A 20,015-nucleotide genomic window follows, 5' to 3' on the forward strand; every position below is an offset into this window, starting at 1 on the left:
CGGGAAACAAGAGAGAGTATCGCTATGTATCACCTTCGGGTTCCACAAACAGAAGAAGAATTAGAGCGTTACTATCAGTTTCGCTGGGAGATGTTGCGTAAACCCCTGCATCAACCGAAAGGTTCTGAACGCGACGCGTGGGATGCGATGGCGCATCACCAGATGGTCGTCGACGAGCAGGGTAATTTGGTGGCAGTAGGGCGGCTGTATATTAATGCCGACAATGAAGCGTCCATTCGCTTTATGGCCGTTCATCCCGACGTGCAGGACAAAGGGCTAGGAACGCTGATGGCGATGACCCTGGAGTCGGTGGCGCGTCAGGAAGGCGTTAAGCGCGTGACCTGTAGCGCCCGTGAAGACGCGGTGGAGTTTTTCGCCAAGCTGGGTTTTGTTAATCAGGGAGAAATCACCACGCCCACCACCACGCCTATTCGTCATTTTTTGATGATTAAACCCGTCGCTACTCTGGATGACATTTTGCATCGCGGCGACTGGTGCGCCCAGCTCCAGCAGGCGTGGTATGAACACATCCCATTAAGTGAAAAAATGGGCGTGCGCATTCAGCAATATACCGGGCAAAAATTTATCACCACCATGCCGGAAACCGGCAATCAGAATCCGCATCATACGCTGTTTGCCGGGAGTTTATTCTCGCTGGCAACGCTCACCGGTTGGGGGCTTATCTGGCTGATGCTGCGCGAACGCCATCTCGGCGGAACGATTATTCTGGCTGACGCGCATATTCGTTACAGCAAGCCGATTAGCGGTAAACCTCATGCGGTAGCCGACCTCGGTGCGTTAAGTGGCGATCTCGACCGTCTGGCGCGCGGGCGCAAAGCGCGAGTGCAAATGCAAGTTGAAATCTTTGGCGACGAGACGCCTGGTGCGGTGTTTGAAGGGACGTATATCGTTCTTCCCGCTAAGCCATTTGGCCCTTATGAAGAGGGCGGGAACGAAGAAGAGTAGGACGTTTTACTTCACTGAAAAGGTTTTCAATCTGAAAACCTTTTCAGTGCCCAGGTCCGGAGTTACCTTCCCGCTCTCCAGGCAACATCCCGTAGTGCCGATCGCGCAGCCTCGCTAATACCCCCTAACTGAAAAAATCCGTGGATAACCCCGAGGTAGCGTTGGCAGGTACATTGCACGCCTTGCTCTGTCATCCTCTGATACAGCGCCTCGCCTTCATCACAAAGCGGGTCATATTCTGCGGTAATTATATGAACTGGCGGCAAGCCATTAAAATCATCGCGCCAAAGAGGGCTGGCGTCAGGATGCTTGCGATCAATATCTGGCAGATACATCTCAAAGCCACTCAGTAGAGTATCGCGTGTGATGATGTAATCGTGACCATTGCGTATGTAGCTTTCGAAATGCGCAGTCGCATCAAGCAGGATAACGCACTTTTGAGCGGTTGACTCACAGCATGACCCAGATGAATGAAATTATTGAAGGAACGCGACAGCCTTCACGGACTTTTGAAATTGATGCTATGAAAATCAAAGAAATACGCCACGCTTTAGGGTTGTCACAATCTAAATTTGCCGATCTTATTTCCGTAAGCGTAGACACGTTGCGTAACTGGGAGCAGGGGCGGCGTTCATCGACCGGGCCTGCAAAGGCTTTGCTGCGAGCGATTGCCAATGATCCGCAACATGTGCTGCAAGCACTTAACCGTTAGAGGCATGGTTATGCCATACAGAAAGCAGCAGCATTCAGAGCTCCTATGAAAGCGGCATAGTGCCGCCTGTTCAGGAGTTTTGCTATGACCCGTAATCGTGCTGAACGTCGCTATCATATGGCGCGATTAAAAAAAATCCGCCGTCGTTATTGCACAGCAGGCGATGGAAGCTTAAAAGCATCAGGTGTTTGCTTTCGTACTCCCTGTCTTTGTTCTTGTTGGATGTGTGGGCATCGACGCTATCATAATGGTCCCCGCGTATCGGAAATTCGTGCAAAAGCACGCTATGCGAATTAAGGGAAAATGATGAACTATTTTAAGGAAGCACATTTTTAGAACTCTTAACAGGAGACTAAAAATGTCCACATTTAATACGCGTAAAGATAGGGATCGTAATGGTAAACCGAAACCGCATAAGCATTCAGGGATCTCAACACTTACAGGCAAATGGTGTCATCCTTCAATGGATTGTTGGGTAAACTACAGTACACCGGGCGACCATGAATGGAAGCGCCTTTATACTACGCTTCGTCGTCGCGCCGATGATCGACGCCAATGCTATAGAGTGATGCGGGGGGATGATCCGGACGGAATCGTTTGGTTCCCGGACTGTTATCCGCAAATTTACTACTACTAGCAATCAAAGACCAGTTGGTGGCAGCACGACTGGTCAGTTATGGATGGTAGATTTCACCTTAAACGTGGTGCGGTAAAGATGCTGACTTTTTTCGGGTACACCATCCTGATGAAGCAAATGAAGACCCAATCAAAAAAATATTCTTGAATATAAAATATTTATCGCATCCATAATTCATCCTTATTATTTGTTGTTTCTTTTCTGTAGATGTGCCCCCGCTTAATTAAAAGTAATAAACCATCCTGGGCTATAACTAAACCATTTTTGAGTAACAATTGAAATAACTGCAACTGTTACATTATCTTTGGAAACCGCCTCGTAAAAACAAAACAACATGCAAAGATCAGCTTTCGTTAATTAATTTTTCGGCGTAGTTTTCGCACATACATTAATGAGAAATATATGTAAGGTGGTGAAAATGGCGATGAATACGGTTTTTCTTCATTTATCAGAAGAGGCAATTAAACGGCTGAATAAGCTCAGGGGCTGGCGTAAGGTTTCGCGATCTGCAATTTTGCGCGAAGCGATAGAGCAATATCTGGAGCGTCAGCAATTCCCGGTGCGTAAAGCAAAGGGTGGCAGGCAAAGGGGTGAGACAGTAGGTGTTGATGATCAGTGTAAGGATCATAAGGAATGACAAAAATTTTTTTATTCTTGAATATAAAAAACCAGATGCCCTTATTCTGGTATTAATACGAGGCTGTTTTACTTGAACTTATAATAACTGCAACTGTTACATCGTATCTGGAAAACGCCTCGCGAAATACGAGAGATTTTGCGGGAATAGCAGGTGTCGTCACACCCTATGAGCTGTAATCCGGGCGACCAGCGCCACCCGGAAAACGTCAGAGATTACTCCCCTTCACCCGGAAACAGGAACGGGTTAATGGAACTACGGGCGTAGCCTTCTTGCTCCATTCGCGCGTCCAGTACCAGAGAGGCGAGGTCATCTGCCACGGCTTCAACTTTCGGTTCTTTTTCCTGATAAAGAATCTTCAGGTAAGTGCCGCAGTCATCGCAGCTTTCGGCTTTAATCGCGGCCTGTTCGTCATCCAGCGACCAGTAATGCAGTTTGCCGCTCTGCTCGCAGTTGCTGCATTTTACGCGCACCACGTGCCATTCGGTTTCGCACAGGTTGCAGTGCAGGTAACGCAGACCCTGAGTGGTGCCAATTTGCACCATGCTGGACACCGGCATAGAACCACAAACCGGGCAATATTGACGTTGTTCGCCGTATTCAGCGCGGGCTTTGCCGGGGATCAGATTGGCCATCTGCGCCCAGTAGAGCGACAGTGCAGCCCAGATAAACGGCGCTTTATCGCTGCTGACGGACGAGAAATCAGAGGCAAACAGTGCGCTGGCCATATCTTCCAGCTCCTGGGTCGATGCCTTCTCCAGATTCTCAATCACGGCCAGCGCCGGACCGCTCATTTCTGGTTTCAGCTCAGCAATCAGCGCCATCAGTAGCTTTTGCCAGTGCTTATCGCGCGGCAGGACGTGAATATCCAGTGGTGGCTTACCCTGTGCGCTGGCTTCTTTAATGCGCGCGGTCAGATCCATCTCCAGCGGATGGTCGTACAGCACCACTTCCTGGGCGTGGGCGATAAGCGCAGCAAAGCGCAGGTAATCACCCAGCGGATTATTTTCTGCCAGCTCGCGCAGACGCTCGGCGCGGCGGTTGTATAAATTCTTGAGCCGAGGGAACAATAACGGCGGAATCATATCCGCCGTACGTTTCTCGCTCGAACCCAGCTCATCTTGCGGGATTATGCGAATACTCATTCAGCTTTCTTTTCCGTTGTCTTGCGGACTTCACGATACCAGCGTGGATGGTGTTTCTTCGCCCATGCGCTGGTAACCCATCCTTCCACCATGGCGGTAATCGTGCCTTTCACCCAAAGGGCGGCGTAGATATGCACCATGATAACCACAATTAACGCTACTGCGGCAAATGAATGCAGCATTAACGCGAATCGGATCACCGGGATTGAGAAAGCAGGCGCAAAATAAGGACGCCAGATAATCACACCGCTCACCAGCAGCAGAACCAGGAAAATAATCGCTGCCCAGAAAACGCATTTCTGACCGAAGTTATAACGCCCGGTGTCACCTACTTCCTCGTTGACGACGATCTTACGAATATTCTTCGCCCAAAAGATATCATCCCGATTGATTAGGTTGTGATGCCAGTAACGGAAAAACATGATGATGAACGAGGCAAACATAACCACGCCGACAAACGGGTGCAGAATTCGCGCCAGCTGCGGTGTGCCCATGATTTGCATCAACCAGTTGAAGGACGGGAACAAAAAGCCCAGCCCACTCACCGCCGCCAGGATGAAACAGAAGGCGGTTACCCAGTGGTTGATACGTTCCGGCGCGGTGTAGCGCACGATGGTGTCACGTCGTTTCATTTGCGCTCCTCGTCTTTCTCTTCGTGCAGATTGTTCTCTTCCTCATCCGCACGGTTCGGACCGACACCCACGTAGTGGAAGATACTGGCCGCGAAGGTAGCCGCAAAGCCAACAGCCGCGAGCGGTTTCCAGATGCCTTTCCAGAATTTCACGGTTTCGCTGATTTCCGGGTTCTCCGGCAAGCCATGATACAGGTTCGGCTTGTCAGCATGGTGCAGCACGTACATCACGTGTGTACCACCGACGCCAGCCGGATCGTACAGACCCGCATTGTCGTAACCACGGGTTTTCAGCTCCGCCACGCGCTCGCTCGCTAGCGTTTTCATCGACTCTTTCGTACCGAAGTGAATCGCGCCCGTCGGGCAGGTCTTCACACAGGCCGGTTCTTGCCCAACTACCACGCGGTCAACGCACAGCGTACATTTGTAGACGCGGTTGTCTTCCGGGTTAAGACGCGGAATATCGAACGGACAGCCCGCAATGCAATAACCGCAGCCAATGCACTGCTCGGACTGGAAGTCGACGATACCGTTGGCATACTGAATAATTGCCCCTTCCGCCGGGCACGCTTTCAGGCAGCCAGGGTCGGAACAGTGCATACAGCCGTCTTTGCGGATCAGCCATTCCAGTTTGTCGTTCTGCTCCACTTCCGAGAAGCGCATTACCGTCCACGATTTGGCGCTTAAATCATTGGGGTTGTCGTACACCCCAATGTTATTGCCGACGGTATCACGAATGTCGTTCCACTCTGAACACGCCACCTGACAGGCTTTACAGCCGATACAGGTGGTAACGTCGATGAGTTTCGCCACTTCTTCCTGGAAGTCCCGCGCCTGAGGCGCGGGGGTCAGACCGTTAGTCGCGGAACGACGAATGATATCTTGAGATTGATAAGCCATATGTCGTCTCCGTTACACCTTTTCCACATTCACAAGGAAGGACTTAAACTCCGGCGTCTGCGTGTTCGCATCACCAACGAATGGCGTTAACGTATTGGCAATAAAGCCTTTTTTAGCTACGCCTTCATAGCCCCAGTGAATCGGAATACCGATGGTATCGATATCTTTGCCGTTCGCTTTCAGCGTGCGAATACGTTTGGTCACCACCGCTTTGGCTTTGATATAGCCACGGTTGGAGGAGACTTTCACGGTATCGCCCTGGGCAATGCCAAGTTTATTCGCCAGCGACTCACCGATTTCCACAAACTGCTCTGGCTGCAAAATCGCGTTCAACAGCGCGTGTTTGGTCCAGTAGTGGAAGTGCTCGGTCAGACGATAGGTGGTTCCGACATACGGGAACTTATCGGCTTTACCCAATGCTTCGGCGTCGTCTTTAAAGATACGCGCAGCCGGGTTCGAGATAACGTTTGGATGCAGCGGGTTAGTCCCCAGCGGCGTTTCAAACGGCTCGTAGTGTTCCGGGAACGGACCTTCCGCCATCTTATCGAGGGCAAACAGACGCCCCATGCCTTCCTGCTGCATGATAAACGGCCCGACGCCACTGCCAGGAGGTGCTGCGCTGTAGTCCGGAATATCCCAGCCGGTCCACTTAGTGCCGTCCCATTTCAGCAACTGACGCTTCGGATCCCACGGGTTACCCTGCGGGTCTGCGGAGGCGCGGTTATACAGGATGCGGCGGTTAAGCGGCCATGCCCATGCCCAGCCCAGCGTGTTACCGAGGCCAGACGGATCGGCGTTATCACGGCGTGCCATCTGGTTGCCTTCCGGCGTCCAGCTACCGGCGAAAATCCAGCAGCCACAGGAGGTTGTACCGTCATCGCGCAGTTGGGCGAACGAGCTAAGTTGTTGGCCTTTCTTGACGATAACCGCACCGGTTGCCGGATCGGTAATATCGGCCAGCGCCTTACCGTTGCTCTCCATCGCTACTTCTTCCGACTTCGGCTCATGCGGAATGGCGTAGTTCCAGGTCATGTTCAGCACCTGGTCCGGGTTCGCGCCACCCTGTTCGGCATACATCTTGCGCAAGCGCAGGAAGATACCGGAGAGGATCTCGCCATCAGTCAGCGCAATCCCTGGGGCGTCCGCACCTTTCCAGTGCCACTGCAACCAGCGACCGGAGTTAACGATTGAACCGTTCTCTTCCGCGAAGCAGGTCGATGGCAGACGGAACACTTCGGTCTGGATCTTCGACGAGTCAACTTCGTTCAGCTCACCGTGGTTCTGCCAGAAGTTAGAGGTTTCAGTGTTCAGCGGGTCGATGGTGACGAGGAACTTCAGTTTTGACAGACAGCCGATCACTTTGTTTTTGTTCGGGAATGAGGCAACAGGGTTAAAGCCCTGGCAGATATAGCCATTGACCTTGCCCTCTTTCATCATCTCGAAGTATTGCAGGACGTCGTAGCCTTTATCCCACTTCGGCAACCAGTCAAAGCCCCAGCTATTTTCCGCCGTCGCTTTATCACCAAAGAAGGCCTTCATCATTGAGACGAAGAATTTCGGGTAGTTGCCCCAGTAGTTGACCTGGCCTTCCAGCAGCGGTTTCGGCGTGTTGGCGGTAAGGTAAGTTTGCAGATCGGTCTGCTTCTCGCTTGGCAGCGTCATGTAACCCGGCAGGCTTTGCGACAGCAGCCCCAGATCCGTCAGCCCCTGAATGTTGGAGTGACCGCGCAGGGCGTTAACGCCGCCGCCAGCCATCCCCATATTACCGAGCAGCAACTGGATCATCGCCATGGTACGAATGTTTTGCGCACCAACGGAGTGTTGCGTCCAGCCGAGCGCGTAAAGGAACGAGGCAGTTTTATCGTGAGCACTGGTTTCTGCGATGTATTCGCAGACTTTCAGGAACGCGTCTTTTGGCGTACCACAGATGTTTTCAACCACATCTGGCGTATAACGGGAAACGTGCTGTTTCAGCAAGTTCCACACGCAGCGCGGATGTTGCAACGTGGTATCGCGTTTGGCGAAGCCGTTTTCGTCCAGTTCGTAAGTCCAGGAAGATTTATCGTACTTACGTTTTTCCGCGTCGTAGCCGGTGAACAGGCCATCTTCAAAGCCGTAATCCTCACGCACGATCAGGCTGGCGTTGGTATAGGCTTCGGTGTATTCGCGGTTGAATTTTTCATTGTTCAGCAGGTACAGCAAAACGCCTGACAGGAAAGCAATGTCAGTACCGGAACGAATTGGGGCATAGTAGTCAGCCACCGCCGCCGTGCGCGTAAAGCGAGGATCAATCACAATTAGCTTCGCGCCGTTGTGAATTTTGGCTTCCATCGCCCAGCGGAATCCTACCGGGTGAGCTTCAGCGGCGTTACCGCCCATCACCACGACAAGGTTGGCGTTCTTGATGTCGACCCAGTGGTTGGTCATCGCACCACGACCAAATGTTGGAGCAAGACTTGCTACCGTTGGTCCGTGTCAGACACGCGCCTGGTTGTCGACCGCGAGCATACCCAGCGCGCGGGAGAATTTTTGTGTTAAATAGCCGGTTTCGTTGCTCGACGCGGAAGCACACAACATTCCGGTGGAGAGCCAGCGGTTAACGGTCACGCCTTCGGCGTTTTGCGCAATGTAGTTCGCATCGCGGTCTTCTTTCATCAGTTTGGCGATGCGATCAAACGCTTCTTCCCAACTGATTTGCTGCCATTTATCAGAACCAGGCGCACGATATTCCGGGAACTTCAGACGGCTTTCGGAGTGGATAAAATCCACCAGGCCAGCGCCTTTCGGACAAAGTGCACCACGGTTGACCGGGTGATCCGGATCGCCTTCGATATGGAAGATAGATGCTTTGGCGTTTTTTGCTCCGTCACCGAGGCTGTACATCAACAGCCCACAGCCTACGGAACAATAGGTGCAGGTATTACGGGTTTCGCGGGTGCGCAGCAGTTTATACTGCCGGGTTTCCGCGAGTGCTACGCTGGGTGCAAAACCCAGTGCCGCTGCCGTGGTGCCTGCCATACCGCCAGCGCAGATCTTAAAGAACTGCCTTCTGCTGACCTGCATGGATTGCTCCTTGTTTCGACATTGTCACGTCCCATTTACATTCGCTTGCTGCGTGTGCAGGGAGTGGGAGTTATTTTTCTTTGCGGAAGGAGCCGCAAAGGTCCAGAATTGGCTCAATTTCCCTCCATCCAGGAAGGGTTTGTAACAGAATACCATAATCTTGGTGTGTGTGTTCTTATCTGGTTAAGAGAAAGTGAAAAAAACACAGCAAAAAGAAATCAAAAATGTGACAAATATCACGGGAATGCGACAAATTGAGTTATGGCAGCGTGATGATTTACAACGTTCCCGGCTTGATGAAGTCGCGGAAGAAGTTCCCGTTGCGTTGGTCTACAACGGCATTTCGCACGTAGTGATGATGGCATCGCCCAAAGACCTTGAACTGTTTGCGCTCGGTTTTTCGCTTTCAGAAGGAATTATCGAAAGTCCGCGCGATATATTCGGCATGGATGTTGTTCCCTCGTGTAATGGTCTGGAAGTGCAAATTGAGCTTTCCAGCCGTCGCTTTATGGGGTTGAAAGAGCGTCGTCGGGCACTGGCGGGGCGCACGGGCTGTGGCGTATGTGGCGTGGAGCAACTTAACGACATCGGTAAGCCAGTGCAGCCGTTGCCGTTCACCCAAACGTTTGATCTCAACAAACTGGATGATGCATTACGCCATCTCAATGATTTCCAGCCAGTGGGGCAACTGACCGGCTGTACTCACGTCGCCGCCTGGATGTTGCCGTCTGGCGAACTGGCTGGCGGACATGAAGATGTGGGCCGCCATGTGGCGCTGGATAAACTGTTAGGTCGGCGGGCGCAAGAAGGTGAACGTTGGCAGCAGGGGGCGGTGTTGGTTTCCAGCCGTGCCAGCTATGAAATGGTGCAAAAATCAGCGATGTGCGGGGTAGAAATTCTGTTTGCGGTGTCTGCCGCGACAACGCTTGCCGTAGAAGTCGCCGAGCGATGTAACCTGACGCTGGTAGGTTTTTGTAAGCCGGGGCGGGCGACGATTTATACTCATCCGCAACGATTGATTCATAATTAAAGAAGTACCGCAATTCTGATTCTGGATTGCGGTTTTATTTTTTTATTAAATAATGCTGAATATGTTATTCAGCATTTAAATAATAATTTCACCACAAGAAATTATCTCGTTAACTTCGGTTTATATCGATATACTCCAGTCGCATTAATCCTTTAAGAATTAATCATTATTTATATAAGACATTTTTGTTTTAATCATCGCGTCAATAAATAAATGTTTCCGATGAGTGAATGAAAATAACAAACCTTGCACCGGTTGTAAAAAACAGCAATGTATTTTCAATAGTGGGTGATGGATTATGAGTATTGAAAAATGAGTACATTACAGTTACCTGGCAGTTCATATTCTACCGAAGTTAATTTAAACGGCTTAATTGAGGTGCTCAGTAAGCATCTTTACTCCACCCCCGTGGTCGCCGTGCGGGAGCTGGTGCAGAACGGGCACGATGCGATCGTGCGCCGCAGGATTGAGCAACCCGATGCACCAAAGGATAACTCTATTCGTGTAGTGGCGGACGTGGCGAAATCCACCATCACCATTAGCGATACCGGCGCGGGTCTGACAGAAAGCGAAATTCACGGCTTCCTGGCTACAGTGGGCGTGGGTTATACCCGAATGCTGCGCCAGCAGGATGACAATACCGGTTTAATTGGTATGTTCGGCCTCGGTTTTTTGTCGGCATTTGTACTGGCAAAAGAAGTGACGGTACTGACCACCTCGTGGCAAACGCCAGATCAGAGCTGGAAATACCACTCTACCGACGGGCAAAAATATACCGTTACGCCGCATCAGTCCTCGGAGCCGGGGACGCAGGTGATTCTGACGCTCAAAGAAGAGTACAGCCATCTGGCGAGTAACAATTTGCTGAACCGCGTCCTTTCCCGCTACTGCATATTGCTGCACGAACCGGTCTATGTGGGGGACGCCAGCGAGCCAGTGAACAAACTCCAGCCGCCGTGGCGTGAAGAAACGCCAGATGGCGTAACGATGCACCGCGCGCTGGTACAGCGGAAAAATCTCGCCTTTGCCGCCCAGTTTGAATCTTCTTTTGAACCTATTTGCACCATTCCGGTGGTGCCAGCGGGAATGAGCGATGCGGTCGGGATTTTATGGATTCAGGATGGCGCAACTTACGGCACCAGCGATAACCGCAACCTGTCGCTGTTTTTGCGCGGCATGTTACTCGATGACGAAGCGCGTGAGCTGTTACCGCCCTGGGCCGGTTTTATCGGCGGTGTGATTGAGTCTTCGAAACTGACGCCGACGGCGAGCCGGGAAGATCTCCAGCGCGACGAAACCTGGGTTGCGGTGCAGGAGGCGTTAAAAGAGGCGCTGATTTCTGGTTTGTCCGATCTCGCACAAAATCAGCCAGAAATCTGGCGGCGTGTATTAATGCGCCATAACGAAGCGTTGCTTGGCGCAGCGTTGTGTGATGACCGTCTGTTTGATTTGCTCAAAGACCGTTTGCAGGTGCCTACCTCAAAAGGTGCGCTGCTGGCAAAAGATTTACGCATTAATAACAGCATTCATATTCTGTTAAGCCGCGATGGCGGTTTTGAAGAGATGTTGTTCCACATTCTGCAACGACCCGTTGCGCGTGGCGATCGCTATGCCGTGGTGCCATTTTTACGCCGCTGGGCGCTGTTATATCATTGCCGGATTATTGAAGTCGGTACACAAACGGGTAATGAACAGTTGTTCAGCCTTGCGGAATTACCCGAAGAGCAGGTTGCTTATCTGGAAGAGCATCTTTGCGACGGCGAGCAATTAATCATCTCCCGCTTCGAACCCGCCGTTTTACCGCTCGTGGTTACGCCAGATCGCGAAGCGGAATTAAAAAAAATTCTCGAACAGGATGACGCGGATAAACGTATTAGCACCGCAGCGTTAATGCTGGCGCGGCAATTCACCTCGCAAATCCAAAAGACCAAAACGTCAAGTCTGTATATCAATCTCAATAACCCCTGCATTATGCAACTGGTGACGGCATTACAACATCAGCAACAGCCAGCGGCGGCATTACGGTTATTAAAATCGCTGAAAGTGATTTTGTGCTCCAGCGGCAATAAAGAACAACAATGGGATTTACACCAGGCGCTGGAAGATTTTACTCAGGTTATTCCTGTCTTAATTAATCAAGGAAAATAAAATGGATACATGGGAGTGGTACAACAAATATAGCCAGGAGTTGCGTGATGCCGGGCAGGAGTATATTCCGCAGATAATTGATGATTTTTCTGAAGGTGTTTTACATCTGCAAATGGAAAAGTGCGATTCGTTATTACCGGAAATGCAAGCATTGAATCAAGTGGCCAAAAATCCGTGGCTGGAAATATTTATCGGGCACTGGGAGATGCGCCATCGTCTGACTAACTACGAAGAAGGCGAAAAAGTACTGCCAGACGTAGTGGCGCTGTTTGAAAAAGCGCACCGGGAAGAGGCAAAAGATTGCCCGCAATCTATCTGTGTCACGCAGGATTTATCCGCCTGCTACGAGAATATAGATGCCCCTGGCTGGGCCAATGAACGTATGGCGGTATGTGAAGAAACCATCGCGCGCATTGATCCGACCTGGAGCTGCTTTATGTGTTTATCCTGCGAATATGCCAGTGCGCTGATGGATTCCAACAGAACAGAAGAGGCGTTGGCTTATATCGACAGGCAAATCGACGCGGTAAAAGCATCGGGGAGTGAATATTTAGAAGCACTGCTGGCAACCCGTGCCGATATTTTGGTTGCCCTTCAGCGTTACGATGAAGCGCGAGAAGTGATTGATGAACTGGCAAAAGAAAATGATTATTGGGGACGCGACCGCATCAATTATCAACTCAAAAAACTGTACATCATGGCGTTATGCGGGCAGGACAAAGAAGTCTGGGAGGAATTGCCGCGTTGGTCAGATCTGACTCCCTATTCATGGGGACCATGGCTGAAGATTATTACTGAATTACTTCCCCGCAATCCACAAAGAAACCACTGGCAACTGGCGCGAATCATTCAAAAAATGCTGGAGCACCGTTCACAGGCCGGGGCGCACCGCAAAGTGGTTGATCTGGCGAAACTGCAAATTACCCTGGCGCTGGAGCGAGAATCTGTCTGGGTTGCCAAAATGGCGATGAAACTGGCTCAGCGGCACATACCGAAATTACGCGCGTTGCTGGGCGTTGATCGCGAGTTTCTTGAACTTAGTGAAAAAATCGTCGCTAAAGAGGCGGAACTGCTTGCTCGACCGGTGGTAGAAATACCTGAAAACAGTGATGAAGAAACGCAGCCCGATCCGGAAAAAGACGTCGAAATATTCCGCCGCGCTTACCTGAACACGCCAGATGATACGGAATTGCTGGGCAAGCTGGTCAATGCGTTAAACGCCTGCAATGCGATTGATGAATCGATTGAACTCCTGCAACGCTACGTTGAAAGCCACATCCAGGAAGATAACAATCTCTGCTTTGATCTGCTGGATCTCCTGCTTAACCGTGGCGATCAGCAAGCGATCGAACACCTGGCGAAGCAGTATGAACAGGCGGAGTTACTACATATGGCGTTGTGGTTCCGTGCGCGGGTGATCAACCAACAGGAAGACTGGGGCGAACTGGAGTCGATTGGTCAACAGTTGCTGCAACACGAAAAAGGGCGCGAGTGGGTCGGCGTTTATCGCATGTGCTCCTGGGCAGCACAAAAACAGGAAGCCTGGGATCGGCAGCTGGACTATTTACAGCAATTGCAGCAACTTATGATTAGTCGTGAAGAAGATATTCGTAATATCCAGTGGGATATCATGGCGACCGCCAGCATCTTACAACAATGGGATTTGGTGCGAACTATCGCCGCAGAACTGGAAATCGAACTCACGGAAGGCGAAGGTTTTATCGACGAAAAATGGGGACTACTGAATATCCGTTTCCGGGAAAACTTCGAATACCGCTATTACTATGCCCAGCGGATTGGACCGGTAACGGCAAGGATCATTGAACCAACCTACCGGACAGATTACCCACAACATGTTGATGAAGTTGTGGTATTCGATGCGGAAATGTTGAATACCCGGCCTGAAGATGAGGAAGAGCAGAAGAATTTCACGCCACTTTATGGGTGCCTGAAAACCATTATCCCGACCGAGTACGGCGAGTCCTGGTTCTGTGAAGGTGTCATGCCTGGTGAAGAACAGTTTAATGCCTTCCGTGAGGCGCTACGTGAACGAAACTGGTACTACTGGAGCAACAGTAACGAGGACTATACGTTAACGGATAGTCATCAGGGAGAAGAAGCAGAGCCACTGCCCGCGTTCTACTTTGTTATCAGCGCGCCGCGTTCGGTTGCTAAAGCTAATATTGATAAAACGCTAAGTGAGTTGACCGCAGACTGGGAACATCCGTTGTGCTGGTGGCGTCTTGCCAAAGAAGCCGGAGCGAACGAAGAGAAACATGCTGCTATTTCTGAACGTTATGGGATGTAATGCAGGTTTAAATAACGAGGGGCAGAAACTTTCCTCTCGCAACGGTTGAGCTGTTAATTGAATAAGTCCGGTAATTTATCAATGAAATCACCGGACTTATTCATTCAGTGAATTATATCTATTTATTTATAAACAAAACGCGTGTAGTGACGCTTTCTTTTTTCCTTTATTATATTTACTCTCTTATTTATCTATTTATAAGGCAATTAAATGAAAAGGAATTTATTATCTTCAGCTATTATTATCGCCATAATGGCCCTCGGTATCACCGGATGTGATGATAAAAAAGTCGAAACAGAAACTCCCCCGCCCGCCAATAGTCAACCTGCCGCACCAGCTCCAGAAGCGCCCGTTGCAAAAGCAGAAGCTAAACCAGAAACGCCTGCGCAACCGGTGGTCGATGAACAAGCGGTTTTCGACGAAAAAATGGATGTTTATATCAAGTGCTACAATAAGTTGCAGATCCCTGTGCAGAACAGCCTGGCGCGTTACGCTGACTGGCTGAAAGATTTTAAACAGGGTCCAACGGGTAAAGAGAGCCTTGTTTATGGCATCTACGGCATTAGTGAATCCAATCTCTCTGAGTGTCAAAAAGGAATAAAAAGAGTCGTGGCGTTAACGCCTGCGCTGGAACCCATTGATGGTGTGGCGTTGAATTATATTAATGCCGCTGTTGCGCTGGGTAATACCATTAACGAAATGGATAAATATTACACCCAGGAAAATTATAAAGATGATGCGTTTGCCAAAGGGAAAACGCTGCACCAGACGCTCATAAAAAATATTGAAGCCTTTGAACCCGTAGCAGAATCTTATCACGCGGCGATTCAGGAAATTAATGATAAGCGTCAGCTTGCGGAATTGAAAAATATTGAAGAAAGAGAAGGGAAAACATTCCACTACTACTCTCTGGCTGTCATGATATCAGCGAAACAAATTAATAACCTGATTTCGCAAGAGAAGTTTGATGCAGATGCGGCAATGAAGAAAGTATCTGAACTGGAAACGCTGGTGGCGCGGGCCAAAGAAGCGGATAAAGGCGGCATGAAATTTTCCTTTATTAATTCGGCAGACCAATATCAGCTCGAAGCTAAAAAATATGTTCGCCGCGTCAGAGATAAAGTCCCGTACTCTGACTGGGATAAAGAGCAACTTCAGGATGCAAACACAAGCTGGATGGTCGAAGACTCTTTCCCGAAAGCGTTACGCGAGTACAACGAAATGGTTGATGACTATAATAGCCTGCGTTAAACGTTTTTGATTTTGGTGAGAAAATAGTGTCGGGTGCAGCGTAAACGCCTTATCCGACCCTTACAATTACACCGGCTTTTATGCCTGATAAAACGCGTTAAGCGTCGTATCAGGCAATCTGCGCTTTATCGATCCTACGGATGGCGACGGTTCTCTTCATTCACCCAGATCCGCATTTCGCCCTCGCCACGGTTAGCCCAGCTAAACCACGGGATAAACGTCAGAGTTTGCGGCTGGCGTTTGGCTGGGGCATTGTCGTAATGCCACAACGGTTGCTGCTCTGGATTGCTCTGTTCAAGCCGATAACCAGGCGCCTGAATGAGGATTTTATGGCTGAATAATCCCTTGCCTTCGAATGTCGTAAACGGCGCATCGGCGGGTAGCCACAGATTATGTAATGACTCGCCGTTGTCGGCCTGCTCCAGACAATACACCAGCGGACCGCGCTGAATTGCTACTTTCCCAGCCACATGACGCACCAGCGGGTTGCCGTAAACGCGACGCACTGGCATCGGCAGCGTCAGATTCAGCGTATCGCCTTCCTGCCATTCACGGGCTATATGCAGATAGCCTTTACGAATATCCTGCTCGACGACTTCTCCATTCAATGTGACCTGTGGCTGCGTGCACCAGTCCGGCAGACGTAAAGCCAGGGTATGACGCACCGGCTGCGGAGATTCAACCGCAATCGTCACCTGTTCATGCCACGGATAGTTCCCGCTAACCCGCAGACGCAGCGTGCCATTTTCTACCGGCACTTCCATGCTGTTTCCTGCGTAGATGTTGATATACAACGCATCTTCACGCGGCGTGTAGAGATAATGACCAATCGAGGTTAGCACGCGGGCGATATTTGGCGGACAACAAGCGCAACCAAACCAACGCTGGCGGATCGGCTTAACGTGATCGTAGATATGGTTGAATTTCAGCGATTTTGGATGTACTTCCAGCGGATTCACATAGAAGAAATGTTTGCCATCCAGCGCCATGCCGCCGAGCACGGTGTTGTACAGTGCGCGCTCCATCACATCGGCATATTGACTGTCGCCTTCCATTTCCAGCATTCGCCGGGCGAACATCATCAGGCCGATGGAAGCACAACTTTCGGCGTAAACCGTGTCATTCGGCAGATCGTAATCACTGCTGAACGCCTCGCCGCTGCCCTGCGAGCCAATGCCGCCGGTAATATATAACTGACGCTGGGCCATATTGTTCCACAGCCGCAGACAGTCCTGACGCTTGCTTTCATCGTGACTTAAACGCGCCAGATGTGCGACGCCAGTCATCAGGTAGACAAAGCGTACTGCATGGCCGATGGCGGTGTGCTGCTGTGCGATGGGCAAATGCGCCTGGCTGTAGGCTTTGTCTTTCACCATCCACGCCGGGCCGTAGGTGTGCCAGTGCGAGGTCTGCCCGCGCTTTTCATATTCCTGGTCGTAATAGTGTGGTTGCGCACCACGCTGTTCGACAAAATAGTTCGTCAGTGCCAGGTAGCGCGGCTCTTCGGTCACTTCATACAGACGCATCAGTGCCAGTTCAATTTCCGGGTGACCAGGGTAACCGTGTAACTTACTTTCATCTGGACCAAATACGCTGTCGATATGATCGGCCAGACGGCAAACCACTTCCAGCAAGCGCCGCTTGCCCGTGGCCTGGAAGAAGGCGACTCCAGCTTCAATCAGATGACCGGCGCAGTAAAGTTCATGACACTCCGCCAGATTGCTCCAGCGTTCTTCGGGTGCTTTTACCGTAAAGTAAGTATTGAGATAGCCGTCTTCGCATTGGGCGGAGGCGATCAGTTCGATTACCTCGTCGGCGGTTTTTTCCAGTTCGGCGTCCGGCTTCTGGCACAGCGACCAGGCTACCGCTTCCAGCCATTTGGCGACGTCGCTGTCCTGAAACACCATCCCGTAAAATTCACCCTCCTGAAGTCCGGCGGCAATGCGAAAGTTTTCAATCGCATGGCTGGGTTCCGCTTCTGGGATACGATCGTTCAAGGCATCCCACTGATAAGGAATCACCACGTCGCGGACCAGTTGTTGGTACTGACCGAGGAACGGATCGCTGACCGTCAGTTTATGCAGATCGACTTCCGAAATGTTCATCTTGTGCTCCTTAAGGCTGTACATGACGCTGACGCAGGTCGGTAGCTATGCGTGACATCATAGGATTATTGAGTTTGCAAAAGCGGATCGCCCCTGCCAGCAGCAGGTGGAATAGCGCAGGCAGTAATGTTTCCATCGCCGCGATCCCGCCAAGCGAACTGGCGGTCTGGTTTTCCACGCCAGGCTGGTAGGCGACAAAAATAAACAGCAGGCTGATGATCCCGGCGCTGGAGGCCCAGGCCAGCTTGATGAAAAACAGATTGAAGGCGAAGTTCATGCCGGAAGAACGTACGCGGGTTTTCCACTCGCCGTAGTCATCGGCAAAGGCCATCAATGAGAAGTGCAGTGGCAATGTGAAGCCAAGAATTACGCCATTACCGAGGATCACCGCCAGCCACAGCGTTTGATAAGCCGGGCCGGAGGGCAGGAACCACATCAACACCGCCAGCGCAGCGAGGAGCAGGTTGGTGTAGTAGTAAATTTTGACGGTATCGAAACGCCGCGTTAACGGGCTGACAATCACCGAGCCGATAATGGAGGCGAAGGTGACCATGGTGAAGAACAGCGACGTGTAGCCCGTACTGCCTTGTAAGACGTAGGTAATGAAGTACATATACCCACCGCCGCGAATGTTAAAGACGTTAATCAGCAGGAAAGACATGACCAGCATCAGCAGCAGTTGGTCGTTGTTCCGCAGCCCGGCAAGATGTTCGCGCAGGGTAAATTTCCCCATTGTGGAGAGTGGCACCCGTTCACGAACCCAGAAAAAACAGCACAGGAACATCACCACGGCAATGGCGCACAGCACGCCGACGCCCAATTGATAGCCGCGCGCGGCATTACCCTGACCGAAGAGATCTACCATCCACGGTAAGCCTACCGAAACCAGAAATCCCGCTACGCCACAGAGAACGAATCGCCAGGACTGGCAGGAGATCACTTCATTGTGGCGGGTGGTCATGGTGTTGATCAGCGCACAGTACGGTACGTTGATGGCTGTATAACCGACTGAAAGGAGCAGGTAAGTACCGAACGCCCAGGCGATTTTTACTCCCATGCTGGCATCTGGCACGGTGAACGTCAGGATGCCGATAATGCCGATGGGAATGGCAATCCATAGCTGCCACGGACGAAAGCGCCCCCAGCGACTTTGCGTCCGGTCGGCAATGACGCCCATCACCGGGTCGGAGATGGCATCAAACACGCGCAGTGCAATAAACAGCGTGCCAACCAGCGCCGGAGTTAATCCAAAAACGTCGGTGTAGAAAAAGGTGAGAAAATTCATGATCAGGCAAGTTATTACGGTGCCGCCTGCGTCACCCAGGCCGTAGCCTATTTTTTCCCGTACAGATAACGCATCGTCAATTTTACCTTTAGCGATATCAGCGGTAGTAATCGGTGTAGAGGTCATAGATATTCCTCGTGAATAGGGAGCAATTTTTAGTTTTATTGAAATGACCTGATTAATTCTGCCGTGAACGGGAATATCAACAAGGCGAGAAAAGAGTAAAAAAAGGTGACGATTCCGACCTGAATTTAAAAGTGTGAAATGGATCAGGTGAAATTAATGTTTTTGATTAATAATCAAAAGGTAATGTGTTTAATCATTAATGAATAAGCGGGAAATTACATATCAATGCTCGAATTATCCATGACGTTACCGATTAAAGTGCAAAATGGTGGATTATTTATTTCCCGTGGCGTAGGGAGGCATCCTGCAAGGCGGCTGGAGTCATGGGAAATTATCTTTGTCGAAAAAGGTCGATTAACGATTCAGGAAGAAGAACGGATATTTCTGGTCGATGCGGGAGAGAGTTTATTACTCTGGCCGAACCGACAACATGTTGGGGTGGAGGATTTTCCCGCCGATCTCAAATTTTACTGGCTGCATTTTGAGGTTAAAGCGCCGGACAACGACCCTCGCTGGCTTACTCATCTTAGCGTGCCGCAACAAACGAAGGTTGTCGATCCGCAGGCGCTGGTGGCCCTGTTTCGCCAGTTCTTAAGCGAACAGGAAAAGCATCAACGCACTCCGGCGCTGGAGTTTATTGTGCTGCTCATTTTGCAGCAGCTCACCCGTGACGCGCGTCTTGATGAACAGGCCGATGGCGCAGGCACCACCCTTGCCTGGAAAGCGCAGAAACTGATCCGCACGCAATATCATCGCCCGCTTTCTACGGCGCTTCTGGCCCGCGAGCTGTACTGCAATGCCGATTATCTTGGGCGCGTCTACCGGCGGGTGTTTCATCTGACGTTAACAGAAGCAATCCATCGCCAGCGGGTGCGCGAAGCCGAAAAGCTGTTAATTAGCGAAGCGCGATCGCTCACGGAAGTGGCGGCGTTGTGCGGGTTTAATGACGTTGGCTATTTCCGGCAGATTTTTCGCAAACACACCGGTTTAACGCCAGCAGCGTGGAAGCGGCGTTACAGCAAGGAACATATCAATTCGTAGTGCCGGGGCGATGAAGCCCCGGCGTGAGGG

General features: G+C 50.9%; 14 protein-coding genes and 1 pseudogene. 8 read left to right on the top strand and 7 right to left on the bottom strand.

The genetic code is table 11. The features are described 5' to 3' along the window. The first annotated feature begins 24 nt into the window (after positions 1–24). The gene (fabY, locus tag RGV86_RS13400; RefSeq protein WP_001297068.1) at positions 25–966 is read left to right on the top strand and encodes a fatty acid biosynthesis protein FabY; all 942 of its coding nucleotides are present in this window, start codon (positions 25–27) and stop codon (positions 964–966) included. Positions 967–1,028: 62 nt separating this feature from the next. Here fabY and RGV86_RS13405 read toward each other — a convergent pair. After that, positions 1,029–1,391 (bottom strand): annotated as a pseudogene (locus RGV86_RS13405) (alpha/beta hydrolase fold domain-containing protein); the annotation flags it as partial. Between the two features lie 32 nt (positions 1,392–1,423). Here RGV86_RS13405 and RGV86_RS13410 point away from each other — a divergent pair. Together RGV86_RS13410 and RGV86_RS13415 are read left to right on the top strand one after the other, a co-directional pair. Next, complete coding sequence (locus tag RGV86_RS13410) at positions 1,424–1,678, top strand: helix-turn-helix domain-containing protein (protein ID WP_085461412.1); 255 nt, start codon at positions 1,424–1,426, stop codon at positions 1,676–1,678. Positions 1,679–2,733: 1,055 nt separating this feature from the next. After that, positions 2,734–2,952, top strand: a complete 219-nt coding sequence (locus RGV86_RS13415; protein ID WP_001251287.1) for a ribbon-helix-helix domain-containing protein — start codon at positions 2,734–2,736, stop codon at positions 2,950–2,952. Between the two features lie 215 nt (positions 2,953–3,167). Here the strand turns inward: RGV86_RS13415 and fdhE are convergent, their stop codons facing one another. Genes fdhE through fdnG form a run of 4 tightly spaced genes read right to left on the bottom strand, consistent with a single transcriptional unit; the run spans position 3,168 to position 8,691 of the window. Beyond that, complete coding sequence (gene fdhE / locus RGV86_RS13420) at positions 3,168–4,097, bottom strand: formate dehydrogenase accessory protein FdhE (RefSeq protein ID WP_000027708.1); 930 nt, start codon at positions 4,095–4,097, stop codon at positions 3,168–3,170. Then, positions 4,094–4,729, bottom strand: coding sequence for a formate dehydrogenase cytochrome b556 subunit (gene fdoI / locus RGV86_RS13425; protein WP_000829031.1), 636 nt, complete (start codon positions 4,727–4,729; stop codon positions 4,094–4,096). The genes fdhE and fdoI overlap by 4 nt, the downstream gene beginning before the upstream one ends. Further along, positions 4,726–5,628: a formate dehydrogenase O subunit beta gene (fdoH, locus tag RGV86_RS13430; protein WP_000331377.1), complete on the bottom strand. Its 903-nt coding sequence runs from the start codon at positions 5,626–5,628 to the stop codon at positions 4,726–4,728. Before fdoH ends, fdoI begins: the two co-directional genes overlap by 4 nt. Positions 5,629–5,640: 12 nt before the next feature. After that, a complete protein-coding gene (gene fdnG, locus RGV86_RS13435; protein ID WP_011310337.1) occupies positions 5,641–8,691 on the bottom strand; it encodes a formate dehydrogenase-N subunit alpha in 3,051 nt (1,016 codons plus the stop codon). A 193-nt stretch (positions 8,692–8,884) separates the two neighbouring features. On the opposite strand from fdnG, the gene fdhD reads away from it, so the two are divergent. The 4 genes from fdhD (at position 8,885) to RGV86_RS13455 (ending at position 15,428) form a co-directional block, all read left to right on the top strand. Beyond that, complete coding sequence (gene fdhD / locus RGV86_RS13440; protein WP_000753605.1) at positions 8,885–9,721, top strand: formate dehydrogenase accessory sulfurtransferase FdhD; 837 nt, start codon at positions 8,885–8,887, stop codon at positions 9,719–9,721. 312 nt (positions 9,722–10,033) lie between these two features. Continuing rightward, positions 10,034–11,869, top strand: a complete 1,836-nt coding sequence (locus RGV86_RS13445; RefSeq protein WP_000105782.1) for an ATP-binding protein — start codon at positions 10,034–10,036, stop codon at positions 11,867–11,869. Position 11,870: 1 nt separating this feature from the next. After that, positions 11,871–14,177, top strand: coding sequence for a hypothetical protein (locus RGV86_RS13450; RefSeq protein ID WP_000382009.1), 2,307 nt, complete (start codon positions 11,871–11,873; stop codon positions 14,175–14,177). 210 nt (positions 14,178–14,387) lie between these two features. Then, positions 14,388–15,428, top strand: coding sequence for a YiiG family protein (locus RGV86_RS13455; RefSeq protein WP_085461408.1), 1,041 nt, complete (start codon positions 14,388–14,390; stop codon positions 15,426–15,428). A 134-nt stretch (positions 15,429–15,562) separates the two neighbouring features. On the opposite strand, the gene RGV86_RS13460 is transcribed toward RGV86_RS13455, so the two are convergent. Both RGV86_RS13460 and RGV86_RS13465 read right to left on the bottom strand, forming a co-directional pair. After that, positions 15,563–17,533, bottom strand: coding sequence for a glycoside hydrolase family 127 protein (locus RGV86_RS13460; protein WP_085461407.1), 1,971 nt, complete (start codon positions 17,531–17,533; stop codon positions 15,563–15,565). Positions 17,534–17,543: 10 nt separating this feature from the next. Then, the gene (locus RGV86_RS13465; protein ID WP_000204810.1) at positions 17,544–18,944 is read right to left on the bottom strand and encodes an MFS transporter; all 1,401 of its coding nucleotides are present in this window, start codon (positions 18,942–18,944) and stop codon (positions 17,544–17,546) included. Between the two features lie 225 nt (positions 18,945–19,169). On the opposite strand from RGV86_RS13465, the gene RGV86_RS13470 reads away from it, so the two are divergent. Then, complete coding sequence (locus RGV86_RS13470; protein ID WP_000891834.1) at positions 19,170–19,985, top strand: AraC family transcriptional regulator; 816 nt, start codon at positions 19,170–19,172, stop codon at positions 19,983–19,985. Positions 19,986–20,015 lie beyond the last annotated feature (30 nt).

The organism is Escherichia ruysiae, from assembly GCF_031323975.1.
Lineage (GTDB): Bacteria > Pseudomonadota > Gammaproteobacteria > Enterobacterales > Enterobacteriaceae > Escherichia > Escherichia ruysiae.

Coding starts and splice junctions, on each gene's coding strand:
- fabY (WP_001297068.1), top strand. CDS start 25: ATGTATCACCTTCGGGTTCCACAAACAGAAGAAGAATTAGAGCGTTAC.
- RGV86_RS13410 (WP_085461412.1), top strand. CDS start 1,424: ATGACCCAGATGAATGAAATTATTGAAGGAACGCGACAGCCTTCACGG.
- RGV86_RS13415 (WP_001251287.1), top strand. CDS start 2,734: ATGGCGATGAATACGGTTTTTCTTCATTTATCAGAAGAGGCAATTAAA.
- fdhE (WP_000027708.1), bottom strand. CDS start 4,097: ATGAGTATTCGCATAATCCCGCAAGATGAGCTGGGTTCGAGCGAGAAA.
- fdoI (WP_000829031.1), bottom strand. CDS start 4,729: ATGAAACGACGTGACACCATCGTGCGCTACACCGCGCCGGAACGTATC.
- fdoH (WP_000331377.1), bottom strand. CDS start 5,628: ATGGCTTATCAATCTCAAGATATCATTCGTCGTTCCGCGACTAACGGT.
- RGV86_RS13445 (WP_000105782.1), top strand. CDS start 10,034: ATGAGTACATTACAGTTACCTGGCAGTTCATATTCTACCGAAGTTAAT.
- RGV86_RS13450 (WP_000382009.1), top strand. CDS start 11,871: ATGGATACATGGGAGTGGTACAACAAATATAGCCAGGAGTTGCGTGAT.
- RGV86_RS13455 (WP_085461408.1), top strand. CDS start 14,388: ATGAAAAGGAATTTATTATCTTCAGCTATTATTATCGCCATAATGGCC.
- RGV86_RS13460 (WP_085461407.1), bottom strand. CDS start 17,533: ATGAACATTTCGGAAGTCGATCTGCATAAACTGACGGTCAGCGATCCG.
- RGV86_RS13465 (WP_000204810.1), bottom strand. CDS start 18,944: ATGACCTCTACACCGATTACTACCGCTGATATCGCTAAAGGTAAAATT.
- RGV86_RS13470 (WP_000891834.1), top strand. CDS start 19,170: ATGCTCGAATTATCCATGACGTTACCGATTAAAGTGCAAAATGGTGGA.